The following is a 24,889-nucleotide window of genomic DNA, read 5'->3' as shown; positions in this document are numbered from 1 at the left end:
TTATTCTCCTTCGAGTATTTCTAAACATCTTTGGGCAACCAAGTCTTGCGCGATAGCATATTGGTTACCTGTTTGTAGCTCTTTAATCATAGCTGTATTCTCTAATGCTTCGTTGCCGCCGACAATAACAGCTAATTTTGCACCATATTTGTCTGCTTTGCTAAATTGTTTTTTGAAACTACCACTACCATAATGGGTCATAATCCGTTTATTCGGTATAACATCACGGATTTTTTCAGCTAACTTTTGTACAATTGCTGTTGTATTTTGACCATCAACAAATTCACCCGATGATATCATATAAACATCAATTTTATTATCATTTTTCAGCTCACCATTGACGGCTTGAATAAGCAATAATAAACGCTCTGCTCCTATAGCAAAACCAACACCAGGAGTTGCTTGTCCGCCTAATTGATTAACTAAGCCATCATAGCGACCACCACCACAAACAGTACCTTGTGCGCCTAAGCTGGTAGTTACCCATTCAAAAACAGTTCTATTATAATAATCAAGGCCTCTAACTAGGCGTTGATTAATGGTATATTTTATATTTGCACTATCAAGTAATTGGCATAATCCTGCAAAATGTACTTTCGAATCTGCATCTAAATAATCAAATAGCTTTGGTGCATTATTTAATATTGCTTGTATATCTGGATTTTTCGAATCTAAAACTCGTAAGGGATTACTGTACATCCGACGCTTACAATCTTCATCGAGCGTTTCTTTATGGGCCTCTAAATAGGCGACTAATGCTTTCTTATAATCAGCTCTCGCTTCCAAAGAACCGATACTATTTAGCTCTAATGATGTATGCTCAGCAATACCTAACGCATGCCATAAACGAGCCGTAAGTAATATCAATTCAGCATCAATATCTGGGCCTTCAATACCAAAGACTTCTACACCAAATTGGTGAAATTGTCGGTAACGACCTTTTTGCGGTTTCTCATATCTAAATGCGGGACCAAAATACCATAAGCGCTGTTCTTGGTTATATAATAATCCATGCTCAATCCCAGCCCGAACACAGCCAGCGGTTAATTCTGGGCGTAATGTTAAGCTCTCCTTATCTTTATCATTACGGGCATTGAATGTATACATCTCTTTTTCAACAATATCAGTTACTTCACCGACCGCTCTTTGAAATAGACCGGTAGCTTCAACAATTGGGGTACGAATTTCATTATAGCCATAGCTATTTAAAACCGTTTTTATCGTTTTTTCGACTTGCTGCCACAGCGCGCTCTCTGTCGGAAGTAAATCATTCATACCTCGAATTGCTTGTATTTTTTTTTCTGCCATTTTTATTTCACTAATTGGTTAATTACTTTGTTTTAATTTCAATTCGGTTTGCTAATAATAGTGCTTTGGCTCGGATTTTTGCTTCTAACTCATCGATTATAGTATCATTACTAATTCTACCAATTCTCACACCATCTTCATAAAAGCCACTTTTACTATTTCCACCAGCGACGCCCATTGTTGATGCCAGAGCCTCACCAGGACCATTTACCACGCAGCCAATAATTGACACATCCATCGGAGTTATAATATTTTCTAATCGCCGTTCTAGTTCATTAACCGTGTTTATAACATCAAACTCTTGTCGAGAACAGGTAGGGCAAGCAATAAAATTTATGCCACGTGAGCGTATACGAAGTGATTTTAAAATATCAAACCCGACTTTAACTTCCTCTGTTGGATCTGCTGCTAGCGAAACACGTAGTGTATCACCAATTCCCTCGGCAAGTAACATTCCTAAACCAATAGCTGATTTTATTGAGCCACTTCTCGCGCCGCCGGCTTCAGTAATACCAAGGTGAAGAGGTTGTTTAATTTGTTTTGCCAACAAACGATATGCCTCAATAGCAGTAAAAACATCAGAAGCCTTAACGCTAACTTTAAATTGATCAAAGTTTAATCTATCAAGTATTTCGACATGGCGCATTGCTGATTCAACAATAGCTTGTGGTGTTGGTTCGCCATATTTTTCCTGAATATCTTTTTCAAGTGAACCAGAATTTACCCCTATACGGATGGGAATATTGTTATCTTTAGCACAATCGACCACACTCCGAATGCGACTTTCATTGCCTATATTTCCGGGATTAATGCGTAGACAATCCACACCGTATTCCGCGACTTTTAAAGCAATTCGGTAATCAAAATGAATATCAGCAATTAAGGGAACATTAGATCGCTGTTTTATTAGTTTAAATGCTTCTGCTGCGTCCATCGTCGGAATTGATACCCTAACAATATCAACGCCAACACGCTCAAGGGATTTAATTTGAGCAACAGTATTTTCAACATCGGTTGTACGCGTATTCGTCATTGATTGAACTGCGATTGGCGCACCATCACCAATGGGAACATTGCCGACGTAAATTCGAGTGGACTCACGTCGTTTTATTGGCGACTGCGCATGGCTCATATATGACCTAAATAAAATAAAAAAATAACTTGCTAATAATATTAACAAGATTTGTTAAAAATGTCTGCAAAGAATCGGAAAAATTAGGTTTATATTCTTATCATTCACATGTAATTGTCATCATCGATTATTTTACCAATATTGCTCAATTTAACGATTTGAATGCAGTAATCAATAGTGTAATTTTTTGAACAAAAAAAAAGCAACTACGATTCTATATTGAAAAATAATTATACTTATTTTTTATAAACTTATTTAAAAAAGTGATAAATATTAGCTAAATAAGTTATCTGTTTAGGTAAAAAAATGCTTTCTTATTTTTTTAAAAATATTAATATATCCATACAAGTTATATTGTTATATTTAATAATTTCACCTCCGAATGGCTTAGCGAAACCATAAAAAAACCTTACTAATAATAGCTTGAGCTATGTAGTCATTTTCTTCTTTAAGTTGTGATTTAAGTGTACAGATCTAATTCTTCTTTAAGTTGTAATTTAAGTATGTCGATTTAAGCTCAAAACATAATTAATAATTAGTAAGGAAATGAAAATGGAAATAAAACAGAAACATAAATCATTTTATACGGTGATTGCTCTATCTATTTTTACACTCTATTCCACATCAAGCTCAGCCGCTATTACTTGTAATGGCGATCCATCATGCCCATATGCAGACAACACCAATCAATCTATTGTGCAACAAGGGAATGGTTCTCTCTCTATTGATGGTCAATATACTACTATCGATGGCGGAGGACTAAAGGATTTTAACACTGCTAGCGCCAATAATCACGCTAGTTTTATTGGTGTTGGTTGGCCGAGCACATCCCCTGTTGTTGTTGGTAGTGTGAGCAATTATTTGAAAGTAGACAACTTAATACTACGCGTCATTGGCAGCAATGGCGCAGATCGTGGCATACAAACTTTTCTAAACGATAGCAACATAGGGCAAACATCTGTTACCAGTGTAAATGATTATGTGAATTTTAATACAAGTACAAGCGGTAGTTTGACTACCTTGGTAAAGGATTCAATTATTTCCCTAGCAACAACAGGACAAACTGTATCGCAAAACTCAATAGGCATTAATAGTGAAGCCTATGGCTCAGGTCAAGCCCACTCCGTAACGCTAAATGGTAGTGAATTATATGTAACGGCAGATACTCAGTCTGTTACTGGAATTTCGGCTGGCTCTGGCATTGTTGACACCCTTATTCATGGTAGTTCAACCGCGACAGCAGATGAAATTTCTAAAATTGGAGCTCAATTTGTTAACATAACTATAGACCAAACGACAATACAAGCAAATTCAGTTGCTGCTAGCGCGACAGGTATTTATTCCAGCCATGTTCAAAATGGTGGGAACGCCCAAATTAGCAGCGACAGAAATTCATCAATTACGGTAATAACTAATTCCAACGATAACACTCAGGAAGCCAATGGCATTTTAGCTAAAACAAATAGCTTAGGTAGTAATGCCACAACAATAATTCATTTGAACTCTGATATGACAGTGGAATCCAATAACACCGCTGGTGGTGATGCTTACGGCATACAATCCCACTCATTTAGTAATGATATTGAAAATAGAGGAACATTAACAATAAGCTCTGTCGGCGCTAAAGCGAGCGGTATCTATTCATCGGCGACTTTCTATGATAAAACTGATGATAGAGGAAGCGGAGGCTTTAAGTATCGATATGGTTCAGATCAAAAAATAACCAATACTGGTATAATGAATATTACCGCCGAGACTATGGCCATAGGTATTGATGTAGATGGTTATAATGGTGAAATTAATATCGACAATAGCAGCAGAGTTAATGTGACGGGAGATAATACATCAACCGCCATTAACGTATCAACAGGAAAAACCTGGCTTAGCTCTTCTCCTTTTACTGCACAACCAGATTCGATACTAATTAGAAATAGCGGTTACCTAATTACCAATAATGCAAATAATCATAGCGGAAGCGGGATTACAATTAATGCCGAAACAGGCGTTTTAAATGGTTCAACAATTACTAACACTGGCATGATTAATGCTGAAAAGGTTGTTCAAGCATCATCGTCAACAAGCTCTGATGTAAGATTAAAAAACTCTGGATGGCTTTACGGCAATATTAATTTAACTCAAGGCGGTAACCATATTATCAATCAGTTTAATGGTATTATTAGTGGCGTGAATGATTCTGCAAGTCTTGTTGGCACACCAAATAATGTAGGAGAAATAACACTGGGAACCGGAAATGCACAGTACATTATGACTGGCGGGATACTAAATAGCAATCTTAATATGGGCGACGGGACAAATATTGGTCATATTTCAGGTCCCTCAAAATTAAATTCTAATATTAAGCTAGAAGGTGGTGCAACTCAGGCCGGTGATAGCAGTAAATTGACCTTAAACGGCCAAACATTAACAGTATTTACCGATACCGCAAATAATCAGAAAGGTGTTAATCTTGTTAATTGGGATAATACTTTTTTAGAAAGTGCAACGATCACTTTAGATGGCGATTTATTTTCCACAGCGAGGGAAGGTGACTTAAATATTAATACAAGCTCTATACTATATTCGACCAACCCTGGGGTTAGCACAATTAATGGTAGCGTAGTTAATAACGGTATAATTAATTTAGTAAAAACTAAAAACCAAAATGATATGAGCAAATCATCGACATTAATGATTACGGGTAATTATGCTGGCGATCCGGTCAAACGCAGTATCGGAGAGGCATCAATAATTGTCAATACTGTTTGGAACAATGATACTTCTACTAGCTATAGTGATTTAGTACATATTACCGGAACCGCAACTGGTTATACTGAAATAAAAACCGTAAATGGTATTATTGGTGATGTAACAGCAGATAAAGTTACATGGAAAGATAAGTATTCTAATGATGTCGTCGTTGTTGATAATCCCGCTGCAGGTAGTAATAAATTTTATGGCTTTGCCAATACAACTGGTGCAGGAATGCTTATTTTGGTAAAGAAAGATCCGAATACCTACGCATGGCGATTACCAGGTGGTTCGCAACCAATTATTCCAATAGATCCCAACGTGCCAGGTACAAACCTAATGCCTCTCGCTAACTTAAATGCTGAGTATAATATAATTGGTAGTTTACATCAGCGAGTTAGTGAGCAACAGACGATGGCTTGGGATGATTGTTCTACATGCCAAATTAATCATAATAAAGGTCAAATTTGGGGCCGCCTAATAGGTAATTATGGAGAAATCAAGGGAATTGAAAAACGGCTTGAATATAAGTCAAAACTATGGGGGGTGCAATTTGGTTATGATATTAGAGTGAATAATAATCAAGATAATAACTCAAGAAGTCATAGCGGAGTCATGCTCTCGTATGCGAAGGATAATTTAAAATTTTATGATGCTCATTATATTGGTTTCAATACTAATTTAGGGACATATTATGAACACCGCAATAAAACAGGGCAAGGGCAAGCTGATATTTTTAATCTTGGGAGTTATTATACTTACTATGATAAAAATAGCAGTTATTTAGATTTGGTTGGTAATTTAATATATATTCGTAATAAGTACTCACCAATTGACTCATCTAATAACCATAATCATGGTTACGGCATTGGGTTATCTATTGAAGTCGGTCGACCGTATGCTTTAACAAATAATGGCTTGTATAATGGCGATTGGTTGTTAGAACCACAAGCACAACTCATTTATCAATATCTTAAATATAATGATATGACCATTAATATAGGTAAGGACATAATAGTTGAGCAGCAAAATCAACAAGCATTACGGGGCCGAGTAGGACTTAGATTAGCTTATAATACTGGGACGGGAAAGTTAAAAACCCAGACTATTTATAGCATAGCAAATATTATTCATGACTTTAAAGGTGGTAAGGGTGTCAAATTTGGTTCCAGCTCACTTGAGTACCCTGATAATGTAACCGCTGGCGAACTAGGCCTTGGCGCACAATGGCCATTAGGTGATACATCTTATGTTTATTTTGATACTCGCTATTATCACACTTTAGGCGGTTCGAAGGAAACCTCAAAAAAATATACTGGAACGATTGGATATAAGTATCATTGGTAACAATATAGAAGGGTAAAAAATGAAAAAACTACTAATTATCATCTCACTATTTTATGTAACCTTGGGATTAGTCGGTTGCTCAAATAGCAATGATCGATTTAATGTAAGAAATAGTTGGTGTAGTGAGCAAATAACACCCACAGTGGAACAATTAACGCTGTCGGCAGATATATTATTTTTATATAACGACTCCTCTTTAGATGGGACTTCATTAGATGGAAAAGCGCAATTAGCGAAATTGGTTTCTCATTTGAATGAGAATAACTTAAACAATATTAAGTCGATCAAAATCGTCGGTTATACCGATAGAATTGGCTCGACACAATATAACGATAAGTTAGGCTTAGCTCGTGCAGAGACAATAAAGCAATACTTAGAAGATCATAATATTCAAACTGAATATATTATTGAAAGTAAAGGGAAAGAAGATCCTATCTCTGATGGTTGTTTTACACTAAGTGGCGATGAATTAAAAGCGTGCCTACAACCAGATAGAAGGGTTCAATTATATATAGAAAGAGAAAACTAAGTTAGTGTATTTAGCTAGAGCGTTACCTATACTTGAATAAGTAACGCTCATCTTTATATTATATGTTTAGTTTAGTTGGCTAACCGCTCATCGACGTTGATGGTGATACATAGTGAGTCACTTCAACAAGTGATGTCTTGCTATCTCTCCAGACAAGAAATGCTGTAACACCAACAATCATTACGATAATTAATAAACTGATAAACAACACTCGCTTAGTGTGTCGTTTTGCTTGTTCTTTATTGGAGTAATTTCTTATTACTTGAATCGATGGTCGACTTAATCGCGCCTCAATATATGATTGGTATTCAATCTCAGGTAAACCAACAATAGCTGCATAGTTTTTAATATAGCCTTTATAAAAAACGGCTGGTAAATTTGCTGTATTATCGTTTTCAATATCATATATTATACTCGTTCGTACGCGTATCTGAGTCGCTACATCCGACTCGGTCAAACCTTGAGCTAAACGTAATTCGGCTAATTTTTTCCCTAATGAAACAATATCGTCTTCATTTTCAATTGTTTCTTCTTTCATCCGCAAGCCTCTCAATAATCTTCATTTTTAGGGTTAATAATGGTAACTCCTTTATTCTTACACATTTTTTTAATTAATCAATCCTTTTTGCTATAAACCATTGACTTGGTTTTGCAATTTCATCTTGAGCTGAAACAAGTTGCAATTCATACTTACCTTGTTTTAAGGCTTTAAGGTTCAAGCATCACTAACAGTCGCGTGTTCAAATGCTTCATAGGAAGCGCCTTAGCACTATTACCTGCATGGCCAAAAACAACATGAAATTGAATCGATAATATATTCTTCATCTGTTGTCCATTTAGGATATAACATTAAGGCTATAACAAACTTTAATTTAAAATCAATAAACAATAATACTTTTTACCACGGCGTAACAATGTATAGCGCTGGAATAGGCGGTCACTCTCTTTAAACTTATAATCTGCAGCTGATTGCCGTTCACCATTAATTGAAATTGCATTCGACTCAATCATCGTTCTCGCTTGACCTCTTGACGGCGCCAGACCGGCCTGAACTAACGCTTGTTGTAAATCTGCATCAGAATCTAGCTGAACGATTGGTACGCCATCTTGCTCTAGTTGCTCAAAATCATTTTTGGATAATGATTTTAATGAGCCAGAAAACAGGCTTTCCGTAATACGCTTAGCCGCGACTAATCCTTCATCACCGTGAACGAGCTTTGTTACCTGCTCAGCTAAAATATATTGTGCACGAGGCGCGGCACCACTATTTTTATCTTCCTCTTCAACAGCATTAATCTCTTCAAGCGACATAAATGTAAAAAATTTAAGGAATCGATAAACATCAGCATCAGCAGTGTTAATCCAAAATTGATAAAATTTATATGGGCTTGTTTTTTTAGGATCGAGCCAAATTGCTCCTCCTTCTGTTTTACCAAATTTTGTGCCATCTGATTTGGTTATTAGAGGAACGGTTAAACCAAATACTTGTTTTTGGTGTAAGCGCCTAGTTAAATCAATTCCAGAAGTAATGTTGCCCCATTGATCTGAGCCACCAATTTGTAGCATTACATTATGGGCTTTATTTAAGCTAGCAAAATCATAAGATTGTAATAGATTATAAGCAAATTCAGTAAATGAAATACCCACATCATCGCGTTCAATACGCTGCTTTACTGCTTCTTTACTAATCATTGCATTGACCGAGAAATACTTACCAATATCACGCAAAAAGGTGAGTACGTCCATGTCACCAAACCAATCATGATTATTCACTACGAGCGCTGAATTATTTTCGCAATTAAAGTCTAAGAATGGTGAAACTTGCTTTTTAATCTTATCAACCCAATCTTGAACGATATCTTGTGTATTTAATTTACGCTCAATAGCTTTAAAACTAGGATCGCCGATTAGGCCAGTGGCTCCGCCAACCAAAGCGATAGGCTTATGACCCGCCAATTGAAAACGTTTTAAACATAGTAGTGGCACAAGATGACCTAAATGTAAACTATCAGCAGTCGGATCAAAACCACAATACAATGCAATTTGCTTTTGTGATAACAGTTCTGTTAGCGCATTTTCATCTGTGACTTGGGCAATAAGCCCCCTTTCCTCAAGCTGTTTAATCACATTTGTTGACATAATATTACCTTATCTCTATTTAATTTATTTCTGTTTGTTGTCAAATAATTAGCTTTAGATTGATCTCTTTTATAATAAAAAGCATTTAGTTCTATTTTAGAGTCAAAAAGTATAGCGTATTATTATTTTAATGTCTGCTATAGACTAGCATTCTGCGTTATTTATTGTGGTATAACTTATTCGCTTTATCAAAATGAGTTAACACACTGTCATCAGGTTTTTTATCAAGCAAACTCACAATAATAATTGCTGCTGACGAAAATACAAACCCTGGGATCAGCGAATATAATTGCCACCATTCGAATTTTATCCATACTAAAACAGTTAATGCTCCTACTAACATGCCAATTAGCGCACCATTGCGAGTCATTCGGCGCCAAAAGACTGAAAATACAATAATTGGCCCAAATGCTGCACCAAAGCCAGCCCAAGCATGACTTACTAGATCAAGTACACTATTATTCGGATTTATTGCTAACAGCATAGAGATCACGGCAACAAGTAGAACCATCATTCGCCCAATCCAAACAAGCTCTTTTTGTTTCGCTTTTGGTCGAAAAAACGCACGATATAAATCTTCGGTAATGGCGCTAGAGCAAACCAGTAATTGGCAACTTAATGTACTCATTACTGCAGCCAAAATAGCTGCCAATAAAATGCCTGCTATCCATGGATTAAAAAGTAGCTTAGATAGTTCAATAAAAATACGTTCCTGCTTACCATTATCGATTAAGTAAGCTGCTTCCGGTTGATTAGAAAAGTAAGCAATACCAAAAAAACCTACCGTAATAGCGCCAGTTAGGCATAAAACCATCCAAGTCATACTAATTCTTCGAGCATTTTTCATTACTTGGTGTGAGTCTGCCGCCATAAACCTAGCTAAAATATGGGGCTGACCAAAATATCCAAGTCCCCAACCGAGTAGCGAGATAATCGCAATTGTGTCCATGCCTGAAAATAAATTGAGGTAGCTTGGATTAAGTTGTCTAATTGCATCTATTGAGTCATCAAAACTACCACAAGAAATCATAACCATGATTGGCGTGAGAATTAAAGCAAACATCATTAAACTTGCTTGCACGGTGTCAGTCCAACTGACGGCTAAAAAGCCACCAATAAAAGTATAGGCAAATGTCGCACCCGCGCCAGCGAGCATAGCCCAACCATAGCTCAAACCAAATGTACTTTGAAATAATTTAGCGCCAGCAACAACGCCTGAAGCGCAATAAATAGTAAAAAAAACTAAAATAATAATTGCTGAAATTAACCTTAGTAGCGAACTGTTATCATTAAATCGACCAGAAAAATAGTCAGGTAACGTTAATGAATTATGGTTAACTTCAGTGAATACGCGCAGACGACCGGCAATCAATAACCAATTCAAATAAGCACCAATAGTTAAGCCAATCGCAATCCAACTTTGAGATATACCATATAAAAATACCGCGCCAGGCAATCCCATTAATAACCAGCCACTCATATCCGAAGCGCCTGCAGATAAAGCAGTCACGAAACTACCTATCTTTCGGCCGCCAAGAATATAATCGCCAAAATTTTTAGTTGCGCGAAAAGCAAAAAAGCCAATCGCTATCATGCCAATGATATAAATAGCAAATGTAATAATCATAGGTAAAGACATAATATATCGAGCCATTAAACATTCAGCCCGCTAGCTTAACATACAATTATTTAAAGCCAAAAATTATGACTAAAGGTATTAATAATTGTTATAATGTTTTGAAATAATAAACGAACATTAAGAAATAGCGTGAAGCAAAAAACACGAGTAGAGATACTACAACGGCTACAAGCACATATTAAAAATCCTGTGACAGAATTAGTTTACCATTCATCCTTTGAATTATTAATTGCGGTACTACTTTCAGCACAGGCTACTGATATCAGCGTGAATAAAGCAACAAAACCACTATTTGCGGTTGCTAATACACCAGAAAAAATCCTCGCGCTCGGATTGGATAAGTTAAAAAGTTATATTCGTACTATTGGACTTTATAATAGTAAGGCTGAAAATATTATAAAAACTTGTCAAATGTTAATTGAACTACATGATAGTGAAGTCCCTGAAAATTTTGATCAATTAATTGCTTTACCTGGTGTTGGTAGAAAAACAGCGAATGTCGTACTAAATACTGCATTTGGTCATCCGACAATCGCTGTCGATACCCATATATTTAGGGTTTGTAATCGTACTCGATTTGCGCTAGGTAAAGACGTTGATGCGGTTGAAGACAAGCTATTAAAAGTGGTGCCAGATGAATATAAAATTAATTGCCACCATTGGTTTATATTGCATGGACGCTATACTTGTATTGCTCGAAAACCGCGCTGTGGTGCTTGTGTGATTGAAGATTTATGTGAATTTAAAGATAAGGTTTACCCAGAGTAATTAGTGATGTCAAAAAATTATCGTCCTACTGATGAGGAACTTGCACTATTTAATCGTGCTGTTGTTAATACAAAAAAGATCAAACAAGATACGGTTGTTCATATACCCAGAAAACAGAGCAAAGTAGCAATTTTGGCAAAAAAACAAATGCAGGAAAGTAATAATAATGAGTTTTATTTTTCTGATGATTTTCAACCTTTGCTACAAGAAGATCCCATTCGTTATCTCAGAGAAGGTACTGAACCAATTGAGATAAAACGCCTTAAGCGGGGATTTTATGAGCCTGACTTTTTTTTAGATCTGCATGGGCTAACTCAAAACGAAGCCAAAAAAGAAATTGCAGCGCTGATCGCTGCCTGTATAAGAGAACGCGCACCCTGTGCTTGCATTATGTACGGGCACGGTAAAAATATTCTTAAAAAGCAAACACCAATGTGGCTTGCTCAACACCCTGACATTATTTGCTTTCATCAAGCTCCCAAAGAGTTTGGTGGCGATGCCGCATTATTAGTATTATTTGATTTAGACCAATTTATTTAAACATTTTTTGAGTGAAAATTATACGTTATCGTCCATGAAGAATAATATTAGCCATTTATACACAACAATATGATAGTAAATATCAATGATAAAATTAAGCAGTCAGTACTGATCATAAAAAAGCCAGCCTAATAAATTAAGCTGGCGAAACATTGGAAGCAATGTGAGCAATGTCATACTCTTTTAGGTTCATTAGAATCTATCGGAGCACAAATAATGATAATAATTATCATTTACATAATCAAGCAAAATCTACTTATTTTCTAGTTTATTTTATAATCCATTGATTAATATCATTTTTCATAGAAAGTTTCGACACCTTCTTCATCACTCTCATCCCAGTCATCAAAATCATCATCTTCTAACACACTTTCAATGGTTTGTTGATGATAATCATCCCACATAAATTCAACTTTTTCTTTTGGTTGTTCTGCTTGCTCTTGCTCTCTCGGATGCTCATTAATATAAGTCATCAAGTCCCAACAAAGAGGCTTCACTCCCTCTTGATTAACTGCAGAGATCAAATAATATTTATCTTGCCAACCTAATTGATGAGCAATTTCAGCTGCTCTTTTAACTGATTCTTCTTTACCCAAAACATCTGTTTTATTAAATACTAACCAGCGTTGTTTTTTAGCCAGAAGTTCACTATATTGCTCTAATTCTTGAATGATAACGCGCGCATTTTGTGCGGGTTCTGATTCATCAATCGGAGCTATGTCAACTAAATGAACGAGAACTCGGCAACGCTCTAAATGTTTTAAGAATCTAATCCCAAGACCGGCACCTTCTGATGCCCCCTCGATTAGTCCAGGAATATCGGCAACAACAAAACTTTGTTCATTATCCATCCTGACAACACCTAAACTTGGCACTAGTGTTGTAAAGGGATAATCCGCGACTTTGGGTTTAGCCGCCGATACCGCTCTGATAAAGGTTGACTTACCTGCATTAGGTAAACCAAGCATGCCCACATCGGCAAGCAGTAATAATTCAAGTAGAATATCTCTTTTCTCACCAGGCGTACCATCGGTCTTTTGCCTTGGCGCTCGATTTACTGAAGACTTAAATCGTGCATTACCTAAGCCATGAAAACCGCCTTTAGCAACCATTATTTTTTGTTGATGCTTAGTTAAATCACCGATAATTTCATTGGTATATTTATCAATGATACGAGTCCCGACTGGAACTTTAACCGTTATATCATCACCACGCTTGCCCGTACAATCAGAGCCTTGACCATTTTGTCCTCTACCTGCTCGATACGCTTTCTCAAAACGAAAATCGATTAGGGTATTTAGATTTTCATCGGCAATAAAATACACATCACCACCATCACCACCATCGCCCCCATCTGGTCCGCCTTTAGGGATATATTTTTCGCGACGAAAGCCGACACAACCATTACCACCATCACCGGCTTCAACTCGGATGGAAGCTTCATCAACAAACTTCATTCTTGTTCTCCTTTTTTCCGGTTAATTAAAAACCCTTTTCTATGGTGCCATATTTTATGACCAATTGTAGCAAACATTGCACCACATACTACAGCGATTGCACCAATATAACCGAGCACATTTAGATATTGCATGGCAAAACTCTCAGGCCAAAGCAATGCGAAAATATCTGAAAAAACTAATGCAAATAGTGGGGTTAGGGTCGTAACAGCACTAACTTGGGCTGCTTGCCAATATTCCATCGCAGTAACTAAAGCACCATAAGCAATAATTGTATTTAATCCACAAAATATTATTGCAAAAATCTGTGTTGCATTCGCATTTTTAATTTCAGTTGGTGACGCAATCGGCAACAAAAAGATCGTACATATGATATAAATTAGCCAAAGTAACTGTTCCGCACGTAACTTTCTTAATAATACTTTTTGCGCCAAGGCATATAATGCCCAAGCAATAGCTGCAAACAAACCAAGCCAAACACCTAAACCATATTCAGATAAATTGGCAAAAAGACTGGCGATATTTTTATTAAAAAATAAAACTAGCCCTACGACGAGTATAACAATACCAATAACTTGCGACGGTCTTAAACGTTCTTTAAAGACGATTGCGCTTGAAATCATAAATACAACTATCCCTAATTGCGCAACAACTTGTGAGGTCGTCGGTGATAGGTACTTTACGCCAGAGGCAAACAAAATAAAATTACCCAGTAGACCAAATCCAGCAATCATCAATAGAATAAAGCGCCTACGCTTTTTGAAAATAGTAAGATTTGGAAACTGCTTTTTATAACCAAGCCAAACTGTTAATCCTAATGCTGAGATAAAAAAACGATACCAAACAAGCGTATAGGGATCAATTCCAACTAAGGCATATTTCATTGCAATAGGCACCGCGCCCCACATAATTGCGGTTAATACAGCTAATAAAAAACCAATTTTTACATTTTGTTGTTTAATCATAATAACAGATCACGAAATCACGGCTTAATACCGGTTAAACTAACTCAGCGCTAATTATTAATCAATCTGATTTACGGATCTTACTATTGATTAAAATAAATGAAAAAGCCCCACAAACTGTGAGGCTTTTAAAATCAAGCTTATTATAATTAGCTATTAGCAACAACGCTAATATAACGACGATTTTTTGGTCCTTTTACTTCAAACTTTACTTGACCATCAATTAGTGCAAATAATGTGTGATCGCGACCACAACCAACATTCGTACCTGGGTGGAATTGTGTTCCACGCTGACGAACTAAAATATTACCAGCTAAAACTTCTTGACTACCGTAACGCTTAACACCTAAACGTTTACTTTGGGAATCGCGTCCATTACGTGACGAACCACCAGCCTTCTTATGAGCCATTGTTAGTTACTCCTATTAAGCTATTGCAGTGATCTTAACATCAGTGAACCACTGACGGTGACCTTGTTGTTTACGGTAATGTTTACGGCGACGGAATTTAACAATCTTAATTTTGTCACCACGACCGTGCTCAACGATTTCTGCTTTAACTGTTGAACCTTCAACAAACGGAGCACCAACTTGGATGTTTTCACCATTTGCTACCATTAAAACTTTGTCGAATACGATTTGAGAACCTGTTTCGACTTCTAATTTTTCCAAGCGAACAACTTGGCCTTCGCTAACTCGGTGTTGTTTACCACCACTTTGGAAAACTGCGTACATATCTAACTCCGCAATAAAAACGCAGACACATCATCTAAAATTATTTACAGTCTGCATAGATTGATCATATAGGGCGAGAATTTTACGCAAAAAATATTTTTGTTGCAAGCGCTGTTTAGTAAAAGATCGTAAAAAGTCATAAAAAAGATCGGTTGAACTCTCTTTTTAGCGTTACAATAGTTCATAGATTACTTTAGTTCGAGATAAAATGATAAAAAGAAAAGTTCGATACAATCTATCAATTGTTAATCGGTTGACATTATTGATGCTTTTTCTTGCGGCAGTTGCATTAATTGCATTTTCAATTTCAGTGCGGCTGGCTAATGATACTAAAGGCGGGGCCTATATGACCAATCAGTTAGGCCTGCTGCGCATGAAAAGTTATCAACTTCTATCGATGGTACCTTTAGAAAAAAACCAATATTTTCGTTTAGATTTATTTATTGATATTCATTTATCTTCCAGAGATTACCAATTACTAGAACGTTACCAATTACTCGGAGAATTTAACCAGCTTCAACAACAGTGGACTAATGATATTGCACCTAAAATGAGGCAAGCAAGCTCAATTGATGATATTCGGCTTGAAATTAGTAATTATGTGCTACAAATTGATCATTTAGTAAACCGTATCGATCAGAAAACAGAAAGCCAATTAGCGACAATATCTCACCTACAGCTTTTGTTTATTCTGATTATTATTGTAGTCCTACTTATTCAAATGTATTATTTGCGAAAACATCTCCTTATTCCTTGGCGAAAACTTATTAGCATGGCTGAAGCTATCTCTGAGCATGATTTCAGCAAGCGCTTTAAAACTGGACGGGAAAAAAATGAATTAGAGCTGCTTGGGCTTGCATTTAACAAAATGTCAGCGCAAATTGAGTCGCAATATTTATTGCTCGAACACCGAGTTACAGAAAAAACAGCAGAATTACAACATAAAAATAATATTGTTTCATTTTTGTACTGGGCAACTAAACAACTACATACATCAAGACCGTTATGCGAACGCTTTCTAGTTATATTAAGCCGACTAGAAAAACTAACGCCACTAAGTCAATTTCAAATGCGCTTTTATGAAGCCGATGACCTTGAGCACTACCAGCAAATTTGCTATGGTAATACTCAGAAGCTACCTCATTGCCAAGATCAAACATGTTCAGCGTGTTTGATTCCCTCTAAACCCATTTCCAAAAATGGTAAATCTCTATATTGGTATTTACAGGATAATAATGAAAAGTATGGCTTATTGTTTGCAATATTACCTGATAATGATGTGCTGACTGATGAGCAAGAAAATTTAATTTTGGGCTTAATTGAGCAAATGACGCTTGCTATTGCACTTGATCGACAAATTGAGCAACAAAAGCAGTATCTACTAATGCAAGAGCGTTCTGCAATGGCAAGAGAGCTACACGATTCGATTGCTCAATCGTTATCGTGTTTAAAAATTCATATAAGTTGTTTGCAAATTCAAGTAGATCCGTCTTCACAAGACAGCATTAAACTACTCAATATCATGCGTAAAGAAACAAGTATTGCTTATTCTCAATTGCGAGAACTGATCACAACTTTTCGGCTGCGCTTAAATCAAACGGGATTTTATGCTAGCCTACAAGAGCTCATTAAGGAGTTTGAGCAAAAGCTAGGCTTTACTTTTGTATTAAATTACCAACTACCATTAAATATTATCAGTACTAAATATGCTATCCACCTGTTGCAAATTATTCGTGAAGCATTAAATAATATTTATAAACATGCCAAAGCCTCACGCATTATGCTTAATTTTACTATTGAAAATAATCAAACGATATCAATAAGCATTGAAGATAACGGTGTAGGAATTCAAAATCAGAAGCCCGAAGAAAACCATTATGGACTAATTATTATGCAAGATCGAGCTGAACTATTAAACGGTAGCTTGATGGTTGAAAGCATTCCTTTTAAAGGGACTAAGGTTATGATACTGTTTAAAAAAAATTCGGATATTTCATTAACTGTGACCTAAGGCAAAAAGATGGAACAACTTAACACAACAATATTGCTGATTGATGATCATCCAATGTTGCGTAATGGCGTCAAGCAACTCATCAATACGGTCCCTCATTTTCAAGTTATTGGTGAAACCGGTCATGGAATAGAAGGGATAAAATTAGCCCGAGCGCTTGATCCTGATATTATTTTACTCGACATCAATATGGATGAGATGAATGGTCTTGATATTTTGCGCCATTTACGTAATAAAAATGTATCTAGCCGTATTATTATGTTTACCGTATCTGATGATAAAGCAGATATCATAACAGCATTAAAAGCGGGCGCCGATGGCTACTTATTAAAAGATATGGAACCAGAAGACTTTTTACAATCACTACAAGAAATAATGAATGGAAAGTTAATGATGGGCGAAGCAATAGCTGATATTATTCTCCGTTATATGCGAGAAGAGCAGCCAGTCACCTTGCAAAATCACGATATGCAGCTCTTAACGCCTAGAGAACATGAAATATTTAATTTACTCGTTCAAGGTCTAGCAAATAAATTGATTGCTAGAGAGCTAAATATTGTTGAAAGTACGGTTAAAGTTCATGTAAAAAGTATTTTTAAAAAATTAAACTTTAAATCGCGCATGGAGATGACGGTATGGTATTTACAAAATAAAGAGTGATTTTAGCACATATCATTAATCTTTATTTCACCTTTAGGCTTAATTATTGAGACACTTAAAATTATTAAATTATAATGGCATAACATAAAAGAACGTCTATTTTGAACATTGAAACTCGCTTAAAAATCATCTCTTTTTTACAATTTTTTATTTGGGGAACGTGGCTTATAAGCTTTAGTGCCTATATGATTAAAACACTCGGCTTTACTAGCATTGAGGTTGGATTCGTGTATGGCAATATTGGTATTGCATGCCTATTTATGCCAAGCTTGGTTGGAATTATTGCCGATAAATGGGTTCCTGCCAATTACCTCTATTTTACCTGTCATTTTATTGGTGCAATATCGCTAGCGCTAGCTGGATTTGTGACCAGTCCTACGCTAATGATACTGATAATGCTGATCCATTGTTGCGCTTTTATGCCATCAATATCGCTATCGTATTCAATTATTTTCTATTTTTTAGCGAAAAACCAGAAAGATCCCGTTAGTTACTTTCCTAAAATGCGAGTGTATGGCACGATAGGATTAATCTCTGCTATGTGCACAATAAGTTTATTAAAACTTGAATTGAGCAATATTCAATTATTTATTGGCGCTGCCGTATCATTATTGCTTATGCTATTTATTACTACTTTGCCTAGTATTTCTATTGCGCAAAAAACCGAAAAAAACTCAATGCTATCAATACTTGGGCTCAATGCATTAAGCTTATTTAAACAATACAATATGTGTGTATTTTTCCTATTTACCTTATTTTTAGGGGCTATTTTACAAATAAATAATGCCTTTATCAGCCCTTTCTTACATGACTTTAGTGACCTTACCCAGTATCGAGCGACGATTGTCGTCGCCTATCCTGGCGTTTTGCTATCTTTATCTCAGGTAGCTGAGATCTTTTTCATTATCTGCATTCCTTTATTTTTAAGACGCTATGGCATGAAAGGTGTTTTGCTTATTAGTCTTTTAGCTTGGACGCTGCGTTTCGGATTCTTAGCTTACGCAGATCCATCACCATTTGGATTAATATTATTTATATTATCAATGTTAGCTTATGGCTGTGCCTTTGATTTCTTTAATGTATCGGGCTCTATTTTTATTGAAAAATCGGTTACGGCAGACATCAGAAATAGTGCTCAAGGCCTATTTATGATTGTTAAAGGATTTGGCGCTTATTTAGGTGCTGTTTTAGGCGGCGTAATTGTCAATATCTTTACCGTAAATAACACCCGGGATTGGTCAACGATTTGGATTATTTTCTCGTCGTACGCTTTTGTTCTTTTTATTTTATTTCTCTTTAGTTTTAAACCTAACCATAAAAAAAAAGCCGCTTAGCGGCTTCCAGATTGCTGACAAACCTCGATATTATTCGGGGTTTATTTTTTTATTTTAGCCATAAATACGATTTTTAATTGAAATTTTATTAAATCCATTCAAAAGTGACCTAAAATAGAGCAATAAAAATAGCTTTAACGCTATTTTCTTTATATTTTGTGCTGTTGCGGCTAACAAACACTGCATTTGAACCTTAGCAAGCCCTCTAAATCTCGCATAACGATGTCCATGATGTTGTTTGGCGTCAGCAAAACTTCGCTCGACGGTCTCTTTTCGTCTCGCATAAACTTTTTTACCCCATTTACTTAGACGAATATCATTCGCTTTTTCTTTATCGGCTTCCCAGATATGGCGAGTGATTATTTTCAAACTATTTTTACTTTGTGTACACTGTGATAATAACGGACACTGCTTGCAAACACATGCTTTAGAGTGATAATGACGGTAACCTTCTCGACTTGTCGTTTTATAAATCAGTGATTGCCCATTGGGGCAGGTATAGGTATCGCGTTGACTATCATAAATAAACTGCCGTTTTCGTATGGCATTCGCGCCATGATTCGGCCTGCGATAACCGATTACGGGATATATCTGCTCAGCTAACAATAAATGGCAAATAGGGGCGGTAAAATACCCCGCATCAAGACCCACACCAACAGGCGCAAAGTTAAACCGAGTGACCTGCCGTTTGAGCCGAGCAAGATAAGGTTGAGAATCATGAACATTTCCCGCCGTAACATGCGTATCGGTAATTAGATTATGTTTACCATCAACCGTTCGGTGGTCAAGATAAAAGAACCCTTTAGGTTTGCCTTCCCGATGCATAAAACCGCTTTCTCGGTCGGTGGTGCTGATTTTAACGGCTTTATACCGTGTTTCCGTCCTTGGCGCTAAGGCTTTTTTCCATGTGTAGCCCGCTCTTCCTCAATCGCGTTATTTAACTCATTAATATATTGGCTCGGCTCTATAATACGCTTTTCATTACATGCTTTTCCCTTATTGGCACTGGCTTTAAGATGCGTGCTATCCGAATATAAGATACGGCCGCTAATTAAGCCTTTCGCGATAGCTTGCTCGACAATATTATCAAAAATCTGTTGATAAATGTCACTATCATTAAATCGACGTCGACGATTTTGGCTTAGGGTTGACGCGTCAATCACTTTTTCGGTTAATCCCATCCCCAAAAACCAACGATAAGCTAAGTTAACCTGTATTTCTTGCACCAATCGCCGCTCACTGGGAATGCCGAAAAGATAACCTAATAACATAATTTTGAATAATCTGACGGGATCTTCTGCCGGGCGTCCATTATCCTTACAATAAAGGGACGCCACCGCATCGCGAATAAATTCGAAATCAATAATCTTAGCAATTTTACGGACAAGATGGTTTTGAGGAACAAGGGCTTCGAGCGATATTTGTTCTATTTTTTCAGGGGTTGCTGGTGTCGGTTTTCTAAGCATCGGGACATACCTTTGATAGTTACACACCACACTATTAGATCAAAAAACTCGCTAAAAAGCGAGTTCTTTGTCAACAATCTGAAAGCCGCTTAGCGGCTTCTTTTTTATATTTGAATAGACCAAATTTATTACTAAATTTATTTTTCTCAAAAAAATATTCCGTTCACGAGTAATAATGTCACGACACCGGTAGCCCACAGCACAGTTGATGTGATACTCCATACTTTAATCTGCTCTTTAATTTCAGTGATCCCTAATGAACGATTAACAACCCAAAAATATGCATCATTAAAATAAGAAAACATAAATGAACCAATCGAGCAACCAAGTCCGGCCATAATCGGATGCACTCCAAGAGTCCCAATCATGGGAGCAGTGATACTTGCTGCAGTAATCATTGCCACCGTACCAGAACCTTGGATCAAACGGATCAGTGTTGAAATGGTTAATGGTAATAAAATACCGGGTACCCCAATGGCAACAATATATTCAGCAATAACCTGCCCTGTACCTGAGTCACGCAATACCATCCCTAACGCACCGCCACCACCGATAACCAAAAGAATAATGCCAGCAGAGCGAATCGACCCCTCCATATGGTGAACGACCTCTTTACGTGGAAAGTTATTACTTAGCCCTAAAATTGCCACTAATAAACCAATACCCACCGCAACAATTGGGTGCCCGATTGTTTTTAGCATAACCGCTACCGGACCTGACCATTTCATCTCACCAATTAAGGTTGCACTCAGAATTAAAATAATAGGAACAAATATTGGCGCAAATGATGCTAGTGCCCCTGGTAAATTTTCATTTTCATTTAATAGGTCATTTTTTACAATAAGCCGCTCACGGGTAAAACTTTCACCCTCTTCGGTTGGCACTTGATAAATCACGTTACCCAAATAACGTGTATAGATAAAACCTGCCATAGTAATAGGAATCGCAATTACCATGGCCCATAACATATATTCACCTAGACCAATGCCAAATTGCGACACAACGCCAAAAGGGCCAACAGCGGGGGGGATCATGCTATGACTGATCACTAAACCCATTGCTAAAGTTGTGCCTAAACCAACCACTGATTTACCAGTACTACGCGAAATCGCTTTAACTAGTGGTAGAAGCACAATAAACGCGGAATCACAAAATACGGCTAAACTCACTAATAACCCAATAATAACCAGTGCGAGTTCTTCACGTCCACGACCAAGTAAGCGAATAAATACCTGAGCCATTTTTTGCGCCGCACCACTCATTTGCAAGATCGAGCCCATCATTACGCCAAAACCAATCACGATACCAATATGGCCTAAAGTGCCCCCAAACCCTTTACTAATCGTTGTGATCATAAGTTCACTTGGCATACCACCTAGTGAACCCGTTATAATGGCAGCAATGATTAATGCGGGAAACGCAGGTATTCTAGTTCGTAAAATCATAAAGAGTAATAGAGCAATAGCTATTAGCAACCCAACGATCATTCGCCAACTATTTTTTTCAGTTGCTTCCAAGCTACCCAAATAGAAAACAGACAAGCCTACAATTAATAAAATGATGCTATTGATAACAACATATGGATAGAGTGATTTTTCGTTATTTTGTTTTTTTTGCATATAAAATCCTCTTAGGGCGTTGTAAAACAACGCCCAAATATCAGTACAATAGATAAAATAGTGCTTAGTATTTGAAACTTGGTGCGTAAAGCGCTGCTAGCCGTATTGCTTCAATTAAACTAACTGGATTAGCAATCCCCTTTCCAGCAATATCATTAGCTGTGCCATGATCAACCGAAGTCCTAAGTATTGGCATACCGTTAGTTATTGAAATCGTTCGATGAAAATCGACCATTTTGGTCGCAATGTGCCCCTGATCATGGTAAGGGGATAATACCGCATCGTATCCACCATCAAGCGCAAAATAAAAAACACTATCAGCGGGTTTTGGCCCATTAATATTGATACCTTTTTGCCTTGCCATTTCAATTCCCGGAAGTAACACATCATCATCTTCATGGCCGAATAGCCCATGCTCACCACAATGAGGATTAATGCCCGCAACGGTCATTTTAGGATTATCGATACCTAGTTTAATTAATGCGTCATGGCAACGTATGGCATAATCACACACTCTCTGTGGGGTTAACGATTGGATTGCGTTCACTAACGATAAATGGCGGGTTAAGAAAAAGACACGTAAGTCTCTTACCTGAAACATCGTTAATGGATCTTTCGTATGCGTTAGATCGGCTAAAATCTCGGTATGTCCAATATAGTTAACTTGCCCTGCTTTTAATGATTCTTTATTAATCGGGGTAGTTGCTATTGCATCAAGTTTACGAGTCATCGCTAATGTCGTGATTTTTTTAATATATTCAAAAGCGGCTTTACCACATTGACCTTCAATCTGACCATTTTTAAACGTGTCATAATTTAAGTCACCACACTCAATTAAGTTAATAACACCTTGTTTATCTTGAATTTGTGATAGATCATTAATAATATTTATCGTAAGATTAACACCCGAAAACTCACTAGCGTCAGCAAGTATTTTCTTATCACCCGCAACAACAATGCAGCCATATTGATAGGTTTCTGGTGCAGCAAGGCTTTTTACTACAATCTCAGGACCAATACCCGCAGGATCACCCATAGGCACGCCAATTAGACAACGATTCTTCATTTTCTACTCCTTTTTTATTATTAAAGTGATTTTTTATTTACTAATCAAATGGTTATAGAGGGCGATTCATAGGATGAAACTTTTGTAGTGAGATAATCAATACAATGGACTAATGTATTATCATTGCCAACAAATCCGCCTTTAGTTACAATCGCATAACCGTTGCATTTTCCCCCAACTAGATGCCCATACACCGCTAAAGGTTCAACTTCATCTTTTAATAAAAATCCACTGCTACCAACACGATTAACCACGCTTACTGTCACATCGCCACCGCTAGTGTATAACGCTCTAATCGGTGAATTAGGATTAAGTAAAACTTGCCCTGTAATCTCTGCAATTCCTTTATTTAAGGATGAACTCGCTTCAGTAATGGTCATATTGTTTTTTTCAGCAATACGGCCTAAATCGCATACATCCGCTGGGGTCTCGACGGTATCAAGGCCAATTAAGTCAAACTGAGCTAATTTCACTAACAATTTATCAACAATAGGCTTAGCGTTTTTACTATCACGAGCAATATCGATTAGTTGCTGCACTGCGATTGTTTCTAACCAAATTTTTCTATCATATTTTAATTTTTTTATTTGGCGCTGAGTTAAATCAGACACGCTACCAATAGCAATAAACACTTTATTTGCCATTGTTCGTTCAGATGAATAACGGAGGTGGGCAAATTGCGCGGTAAATGGTCCGGGATCGACACAAAATACGGGCAATTTTGTATTTTCAGCTGCTTGTGCAATAACATTAATGTCAATATCTGTTGTTGCATCAAAAATAACGACGCGACCTCCTTGTTGATATATTTGCTTAAGTTTTTTTTCAATGCGCTGTTGTCCTTCAAGTACCTCTTTTAAGGGAACATGTGTTATTGGATAACGGGACTGGCAATGGAACAACTCTAAAATTGATGATTCTGTCATAGGATTCTTTGGGTCATTACGCATCGCCGTATTTTGTAACGGAATGCCATTTACTAATAATGAACCACCAACGCAGATCCGATCACTCGATGGATATACCGGTACCACTAGTGCCATTAAATCTGGGTTATGATCTATAACGGCATCAACTTCTGCACCTAAATTACCACGCAGAGTTGAGTCGATCCGTTTACTAATTAACGGTTTATATTTTTTAAATTGTTCGATACAGTCAACCACCCGCGAGTAAGCTTCTTTATAGGGAATAGAGCGGGAATCAGTGGCAAAAGAGATAATTTCAAACTCAACCAAATCATCATGAAACTTCTCTAAACAAGTAATGGCTTTAAATCCTTTTTTGCTTAATAATGCACTGGTTGCATTCGCACCAGTAAGATCATCTGCAACAACTGCTACTTTCATATTTAGCTCCCACAGCAATGTTTTTCAACGGTTTAATTATTAACGACTGCGCAATGTGTTATCATTCAGCTAGTAGTT

20 protein-coding genes are annotated in these 24,889 nt (G+C 36.9%); 7 read left to right on the top strand and 13 right to left on the bottom strand.

The genetic code is table 11. The annotated features are described in order from the left end of the window. Together hisS and ispG are read right to left on the bottom strand one after the other, a co-directional pair. A complete protein-coding gene (gene hisS / locus RHO12_08940; GenBank protein WVD65504.1) occupies positions 1 to 1,308 on the bottom strand; it encodes a histidine--tRNA ligase in 1,308 nt (435 codons plus the stop codon). 22 nt (positions 1,309 to 1,330) lie between these two features. Beyond that, entirely contained in the window at positions 1,331 to 2,440 is a 1,110-nt protein-coding gene (gene ispG / locus RHO12_08935; GenBank protein ID WVD65503.1) for a flavodoxin-dependent (E)-4-hydroxy-3-methylbut-2-enyl-diphosphate synthase, read from the bottom strand. A gap of 552 nt (positions 2,441 to 2,992) precedes the next feature. Here ispG and RHO12_08930 point away from each other — a divergent pair. Together RHO12_08930 and RHO12_08925 are read left to right on the top strand one after the other, a co-directional pair. After that, positions 2,993 to 6,535, top strand: coding sequence for an autotransporter outer membrane beta-barrel domain-containing protein (locus RHO12_08930; GenBank protein ID WVD65502.1), 3,543 nt, complete (start codon positions 2,993 to 2,995; stop codon positions 6,533 to 6,535). A gap of 19 nt (positions 6,536 to 6,554) precedes the next feature. Continuing rightward, positions 6,555 to 7,064 (top strand): OmpA family protein, encoded by a 510-nt coding sequence (locus RHO12_08925; protein WVD65501.1) that lies wholly within the window; start codon positions 6,555 to 6,557, stop codon positions 7,062 to 7,064. Between the two features lie 79 nt (positions 7,065 to 7,143). Here the strand turns inward: RHO12_08925 and RHO12_08920 are convergent, their stop codons facing one another. The 3 genes from RHO12_08920 to putP form a co-directional block, all read right to left on the bottom strand. Then, positions 7,144 to 7,602, bottom strand: a complete 459-nt coding sequence (locus RHO12_08920; protein WVD65500.1) for a helix-turn-helix domain-containing protein — start codon at positions 7,600 to 7,602, stop codon at positions 7,144 to 7,146. A 329-nt stretch (positions 7,603 to 7,931) separates the two neighbouring features. Further along, complete coding sequence (gene tyrS / locus RHO12_08915) at positions 7,932 to 9,203, bottom strand: tyrosine--tRNA ligase (GenBank protein ID WVD65499.1); 1,272 nt, start codon at positions 9,201 to 9,203, stop codon at positions 7,932 to 7,934. A gap of 157 nt (positions 9,204 to 9,360) precedes the next feature. Continuing rightward, a complete protein-coding gene (gene putP / locus RHO12_08910) occupies positions 9,361 to 10,857 on the bottom strand; it encodes a sodium/proline symporter PutP (GenBank protein ID WVD65498.1) in 1,497 nt (498 codons plus the stop codon). A 114-nt stretch (positions 10,858 to 10,971) separates the two neighbouring features. Here putP and nth point away from each other — a divergent pair, with 114 nt between their 5' ends. Both nth and smrB read left to right on the top strand, forming a co-directional pair. After that, positions 10,972 to 11,610 carry an endonuclease III gene (nth, locus tag RHO12_08905; GenBank protein WVD65497.1) on the top strand — a complete coding sequence of 213 codons (639 nt, stop codon included), beginning with the start codon at positions 10,972 to 10,974 and terminating at the stop codon, positions 11,608 to 11,610. Between the two features lie 6 nt (positions 11,611 to 11,616). After that, positions 11,617 to 12,150, top strand: coding sequence for an endonuclease SmrB (gene smrB / locus RHO12_08900; protein WVD65496.1), 534 nt, complete (start codon positions 11,617 to 11,619; stop codon positions 12,148 to 12,150). 293 nt (positions 12,151 to 12,443) lie between these two features. On the opposite strand, the gene cgtA is transcribed toward smrB, so the two are convergent. From cgtA to rplU, 4 genes are all read right to left on the bottom strand, one after another. Then, positions 12,444 to 13,607, bottom strand: coding sequence for an Obg family GTPase CgtA (gene cgtA, locus RHO12_08895; GenBank protein WVD65495.1), 1,164 nt, complete (start codon positions 13,605 to 13,607; stop codon positions 12,444 to 12,446). Beyond that, a complete protein-coding gene (locus RHO12_08890) occupies positions 13,604 to 14,572 on the bottom strand; it encodes a DMT family transporter (protein WVD65494.1) in 969 nt (322 codons plus the stop codon). The genes cgtA and RHO12_08890 overlap by 4 nt, the downstream gene beginning before the upstream one ends. Positions 14,573 to 14,721: 149 nt before the next feature. Further along, a complete protein-coding gene (rpmA, locus tag RHO12_08885) occupies positions 14,722 to 14,982 on the bottom strand; it encodes a 50S ribosomal protein L27 (GenBank protein WVD65493.1) in 261 nt (86 codons plus the stop codon). A gap of 15 nt (positions 14,983 to 14,997) precedes the next feature. Beyond that, positions 14,998 to 15,306, bottom strand: coding sequence for a 50S ribosomal protein L21 (rplU, locus tag RHO12_08880; protein ID WVD65492.1), 309 nt, complete (start codon positions 15,304 to 15,306; stop codon positions 14,998 to 15,000). Between the two features lie 208 nt (positions 15,307 to 15,514). On the opposite strand from rplU, the gene narX reads away from it, so the two are divergent. The 3 genes from narX (at position 15,515) to RHO12_08865 (ending at position 19,311) form a co-directional block, all read left to right on the top strand. Beyond that, on the top strand, positions 15,515 to 17,317 hold the full coding sequence (gene narX, locus RHO12_08875; protein WVD65491.1) for a nitrate/nitrite two-component system sensor histidine kinase NarX: 1,803 nt from the start codon (positions 15,515 to 15,517) through the stop codon (positions 17,315 to 17,317). 9 nt (positions 17,318 to 17,326) lie between these two features. Continuing rightward, complete coding sequence (gene narL, locus RHO12_08870) at positions 17,327 to 17,977, top strand: two-component system response regulator NarL (protein ID WVD65490.1); 651 nt, start codon at positions 17,327 to 17,329, stop codon at positions 17,975 to 17,977. Positions 17,978 to 18,078: 101 nt separating this feature from the next. After that, entirely contained in the window at positions 18,079 to 19,311 is a 1,233-nt protein-coding gene (locus tag RHO12_08865) for a nucleoside permease (protein WVD65489.1), read from the top strand. 54 nt (positions 19,312 to 19,365) lie between these two features. Here the strand turns inward: RHO12_08865 and RHO12_08860 are convergent. The 4 genes from RHO12_08860 to RHO12_08845 all read right to left on the bottom strand — a co-directional run bounded on the left by RHO12_08860 (position 19,366) and on the right by RHO12_08845 (position 24,811). Next, a protein-coding gene (locus RHO12_08860; GenBank protein WVD65488.1) for an IS1182 family transposase occupies positions 19,366 to 20,777 on the bottom strand; the annotation gives its coding sequence in 2 pieces (ribosomal slippage) (positions 19,366 to 20,204 and positions 20,204 to 20,777; 1,413 coding nt in all). Positions 20,778 to 20,923: 146 nt separating this feature from the next. Then, a complete protein-coding gene (locus tag RHO12_08855; GenBank protein ID WVD65487.1) occupies positions 20,924 to 22,396 on the bottom strand; it encodes a gluconate:H+ symporter in 1,473 nt (490 codons plus the stop codon). Between the two features lie 64 nt (positions 22,397 to 22,460). Beyond that, entirely contained in the window at positions 22,461 to 23,462 is a 1,002-nt protein-coding gene (gene pdxA, locus RHO12_08850) for a 4-hydroxythreonine-4-phosphate dehydrogenase PdxA (protein ID WVD65486.1), read from the bottom strand. Positions 23,463 to 23,506: 44 nt separating this feature from the next. Continuing rightward, positions 23,507 to 24,811 carry a four-carbon acid sugar kinase family protein gene (locus tag RHO12_08845; protein WVD65485.1) on the bottom strand — a complete coding sequence of 435 codons (1,305 nt, stop codon included), beginning with the start codon at positions 24,809 to 24,811 and terminating at the stop codon, positions 23,507 to 23,509. Between the last annotated feature and the right edge of the window lie 78 nt (positions 24,812 to 24,889).

Source organism: Orbaceae bacterium lpD02 (genome assembly GCA_036251875.1).
GTDB lineage: Bacteria > Pseudomonadota > Gammaproteobacteria > Enterobacterales > Orbaceae > Orbus > Orbus sturtevantii.
This window is presented reverse-complemented; position numbering and strand designations above follow the sequence as displayed.

What these genes read in the sequence shown, in the direction of transcription:
- RHO12_08930 (WVD65502.1), top strand. Translation starts at nt 2,993, where the DNA reads ATGGAAATAAAACAGAAACATAAATCATTTTATACGGTGATTGCTCTA.
- putP (WVD65498.1), bottom strand. Translation starts at nt 10,857, where the DNA reads ATGGCTCGATATATTATGTCTTTACCTATGATTATTACATTTGCTATT.
- cgtA (WVD65495.1), bottom strand. Translation starts at nt 13,607, where the DNA reads ATGAAGTTTGTTGATGAAGCTTCCATCCGAGTTGAAGCCGGTGATGGT.
- RHO12_08890 (WVD65494.1), bottom strand. Translation starts at nt 14,572, where the DNA reads ATGATTAAACAACAAAATGTAAAAATTGGTTTTTTATTAGCTGTATTA.
- ispG (WVD65503.1), bottom strand. Translation starts at nt 2,440, where the DNA reads ATGAGCCATGCGCAGTCGCCAATAAAACGACGTGAGTCCACTCGAATT.
- RHO12_08855 (WVD65487.1), bottom strand. Translation starts at nt 22,396, where the DNA reads ATGCAAAAAAAACAAAATAACGAAAAATCACTCTATCCATATGTTGTT.
- RHO12_08925 (WVD65501.1), top strand. Translation starts at nt 6,555, where the DNA reads ATGAAAAAACTACTAATTATCATCTCACTATTTTATGTAACCTTGGGA.
- tyrS (WVD65499.1), bottom strand. Translation starts at nt 9,203, where the DNA reads ATGTCAACAAATGTGATTAAACAGCTTGAGGAAAGGGGGCTTATTGCC.
- RHO12_08845 (WVD65485.1), bottom strand. Translation starts at nt 24,811, where the DNA reads ATGAAAGTAGCAGTTGTTGCAGATGATCTTACTGGTGCGAATGCAACC.
- RHO12_08920 (WVD65500.1), bottom strand. Translation starts at nt 7,602, where the DNA reads ATGAAAGAAGAAACAATTGAAAATGAAGACGATATTGTTTCATTAGGG.
- narL (WVD65490.1), top strand. Translation starts at nt 17,327, where the DNA reads ATGGAACAACTTAACACAACAATATTGCTGATTGATGATCATCCAATG.
- rplU (WVD65492.1), bottom strand. Translation starts at nt 15,306, where the DNA reads ATGTACGCAGTTTTCCAAAGTGGTGGTAAACAACACCGAGTTAGCGAA.
- narX (WVD65491.1), top strand. Translation starts at nt 15,515, where the DNA reads ATGATAAAAAGAAAAGTTCGATACAATCTATCAATTGTTAATCGGTTG.
- hisS (WVD65504.1), bottom strand. Translation starts at nt 1,308, where the DNA reads ATGGCAGAAAAAAAAATACAAGCAATTCGAGGTATGAATGATTTACTT.
- smrB (WVD65496.1), top strand. Translation starts at nt 11,617, where the DNA reads ATGTCAAAAAATTATCGTCCTACTGATGAGGAACTTGCACTATTTAAT.
- pdxA (WVD65486.1), bottom strand. Translation starts at nt 23,462, where the DNA reads ATGAAGAATCGTTGTCTAATTGGCGTGCCTATGGGTGATCCTGCGGGT.
- rpmA (WVD65493.1), bottom strand. Translation starts at nt 14,982, where the DNA reads ATGGCTCATAAGAAGGCTGGTGGTTCGTCACGTAATGGACGCGATTCC.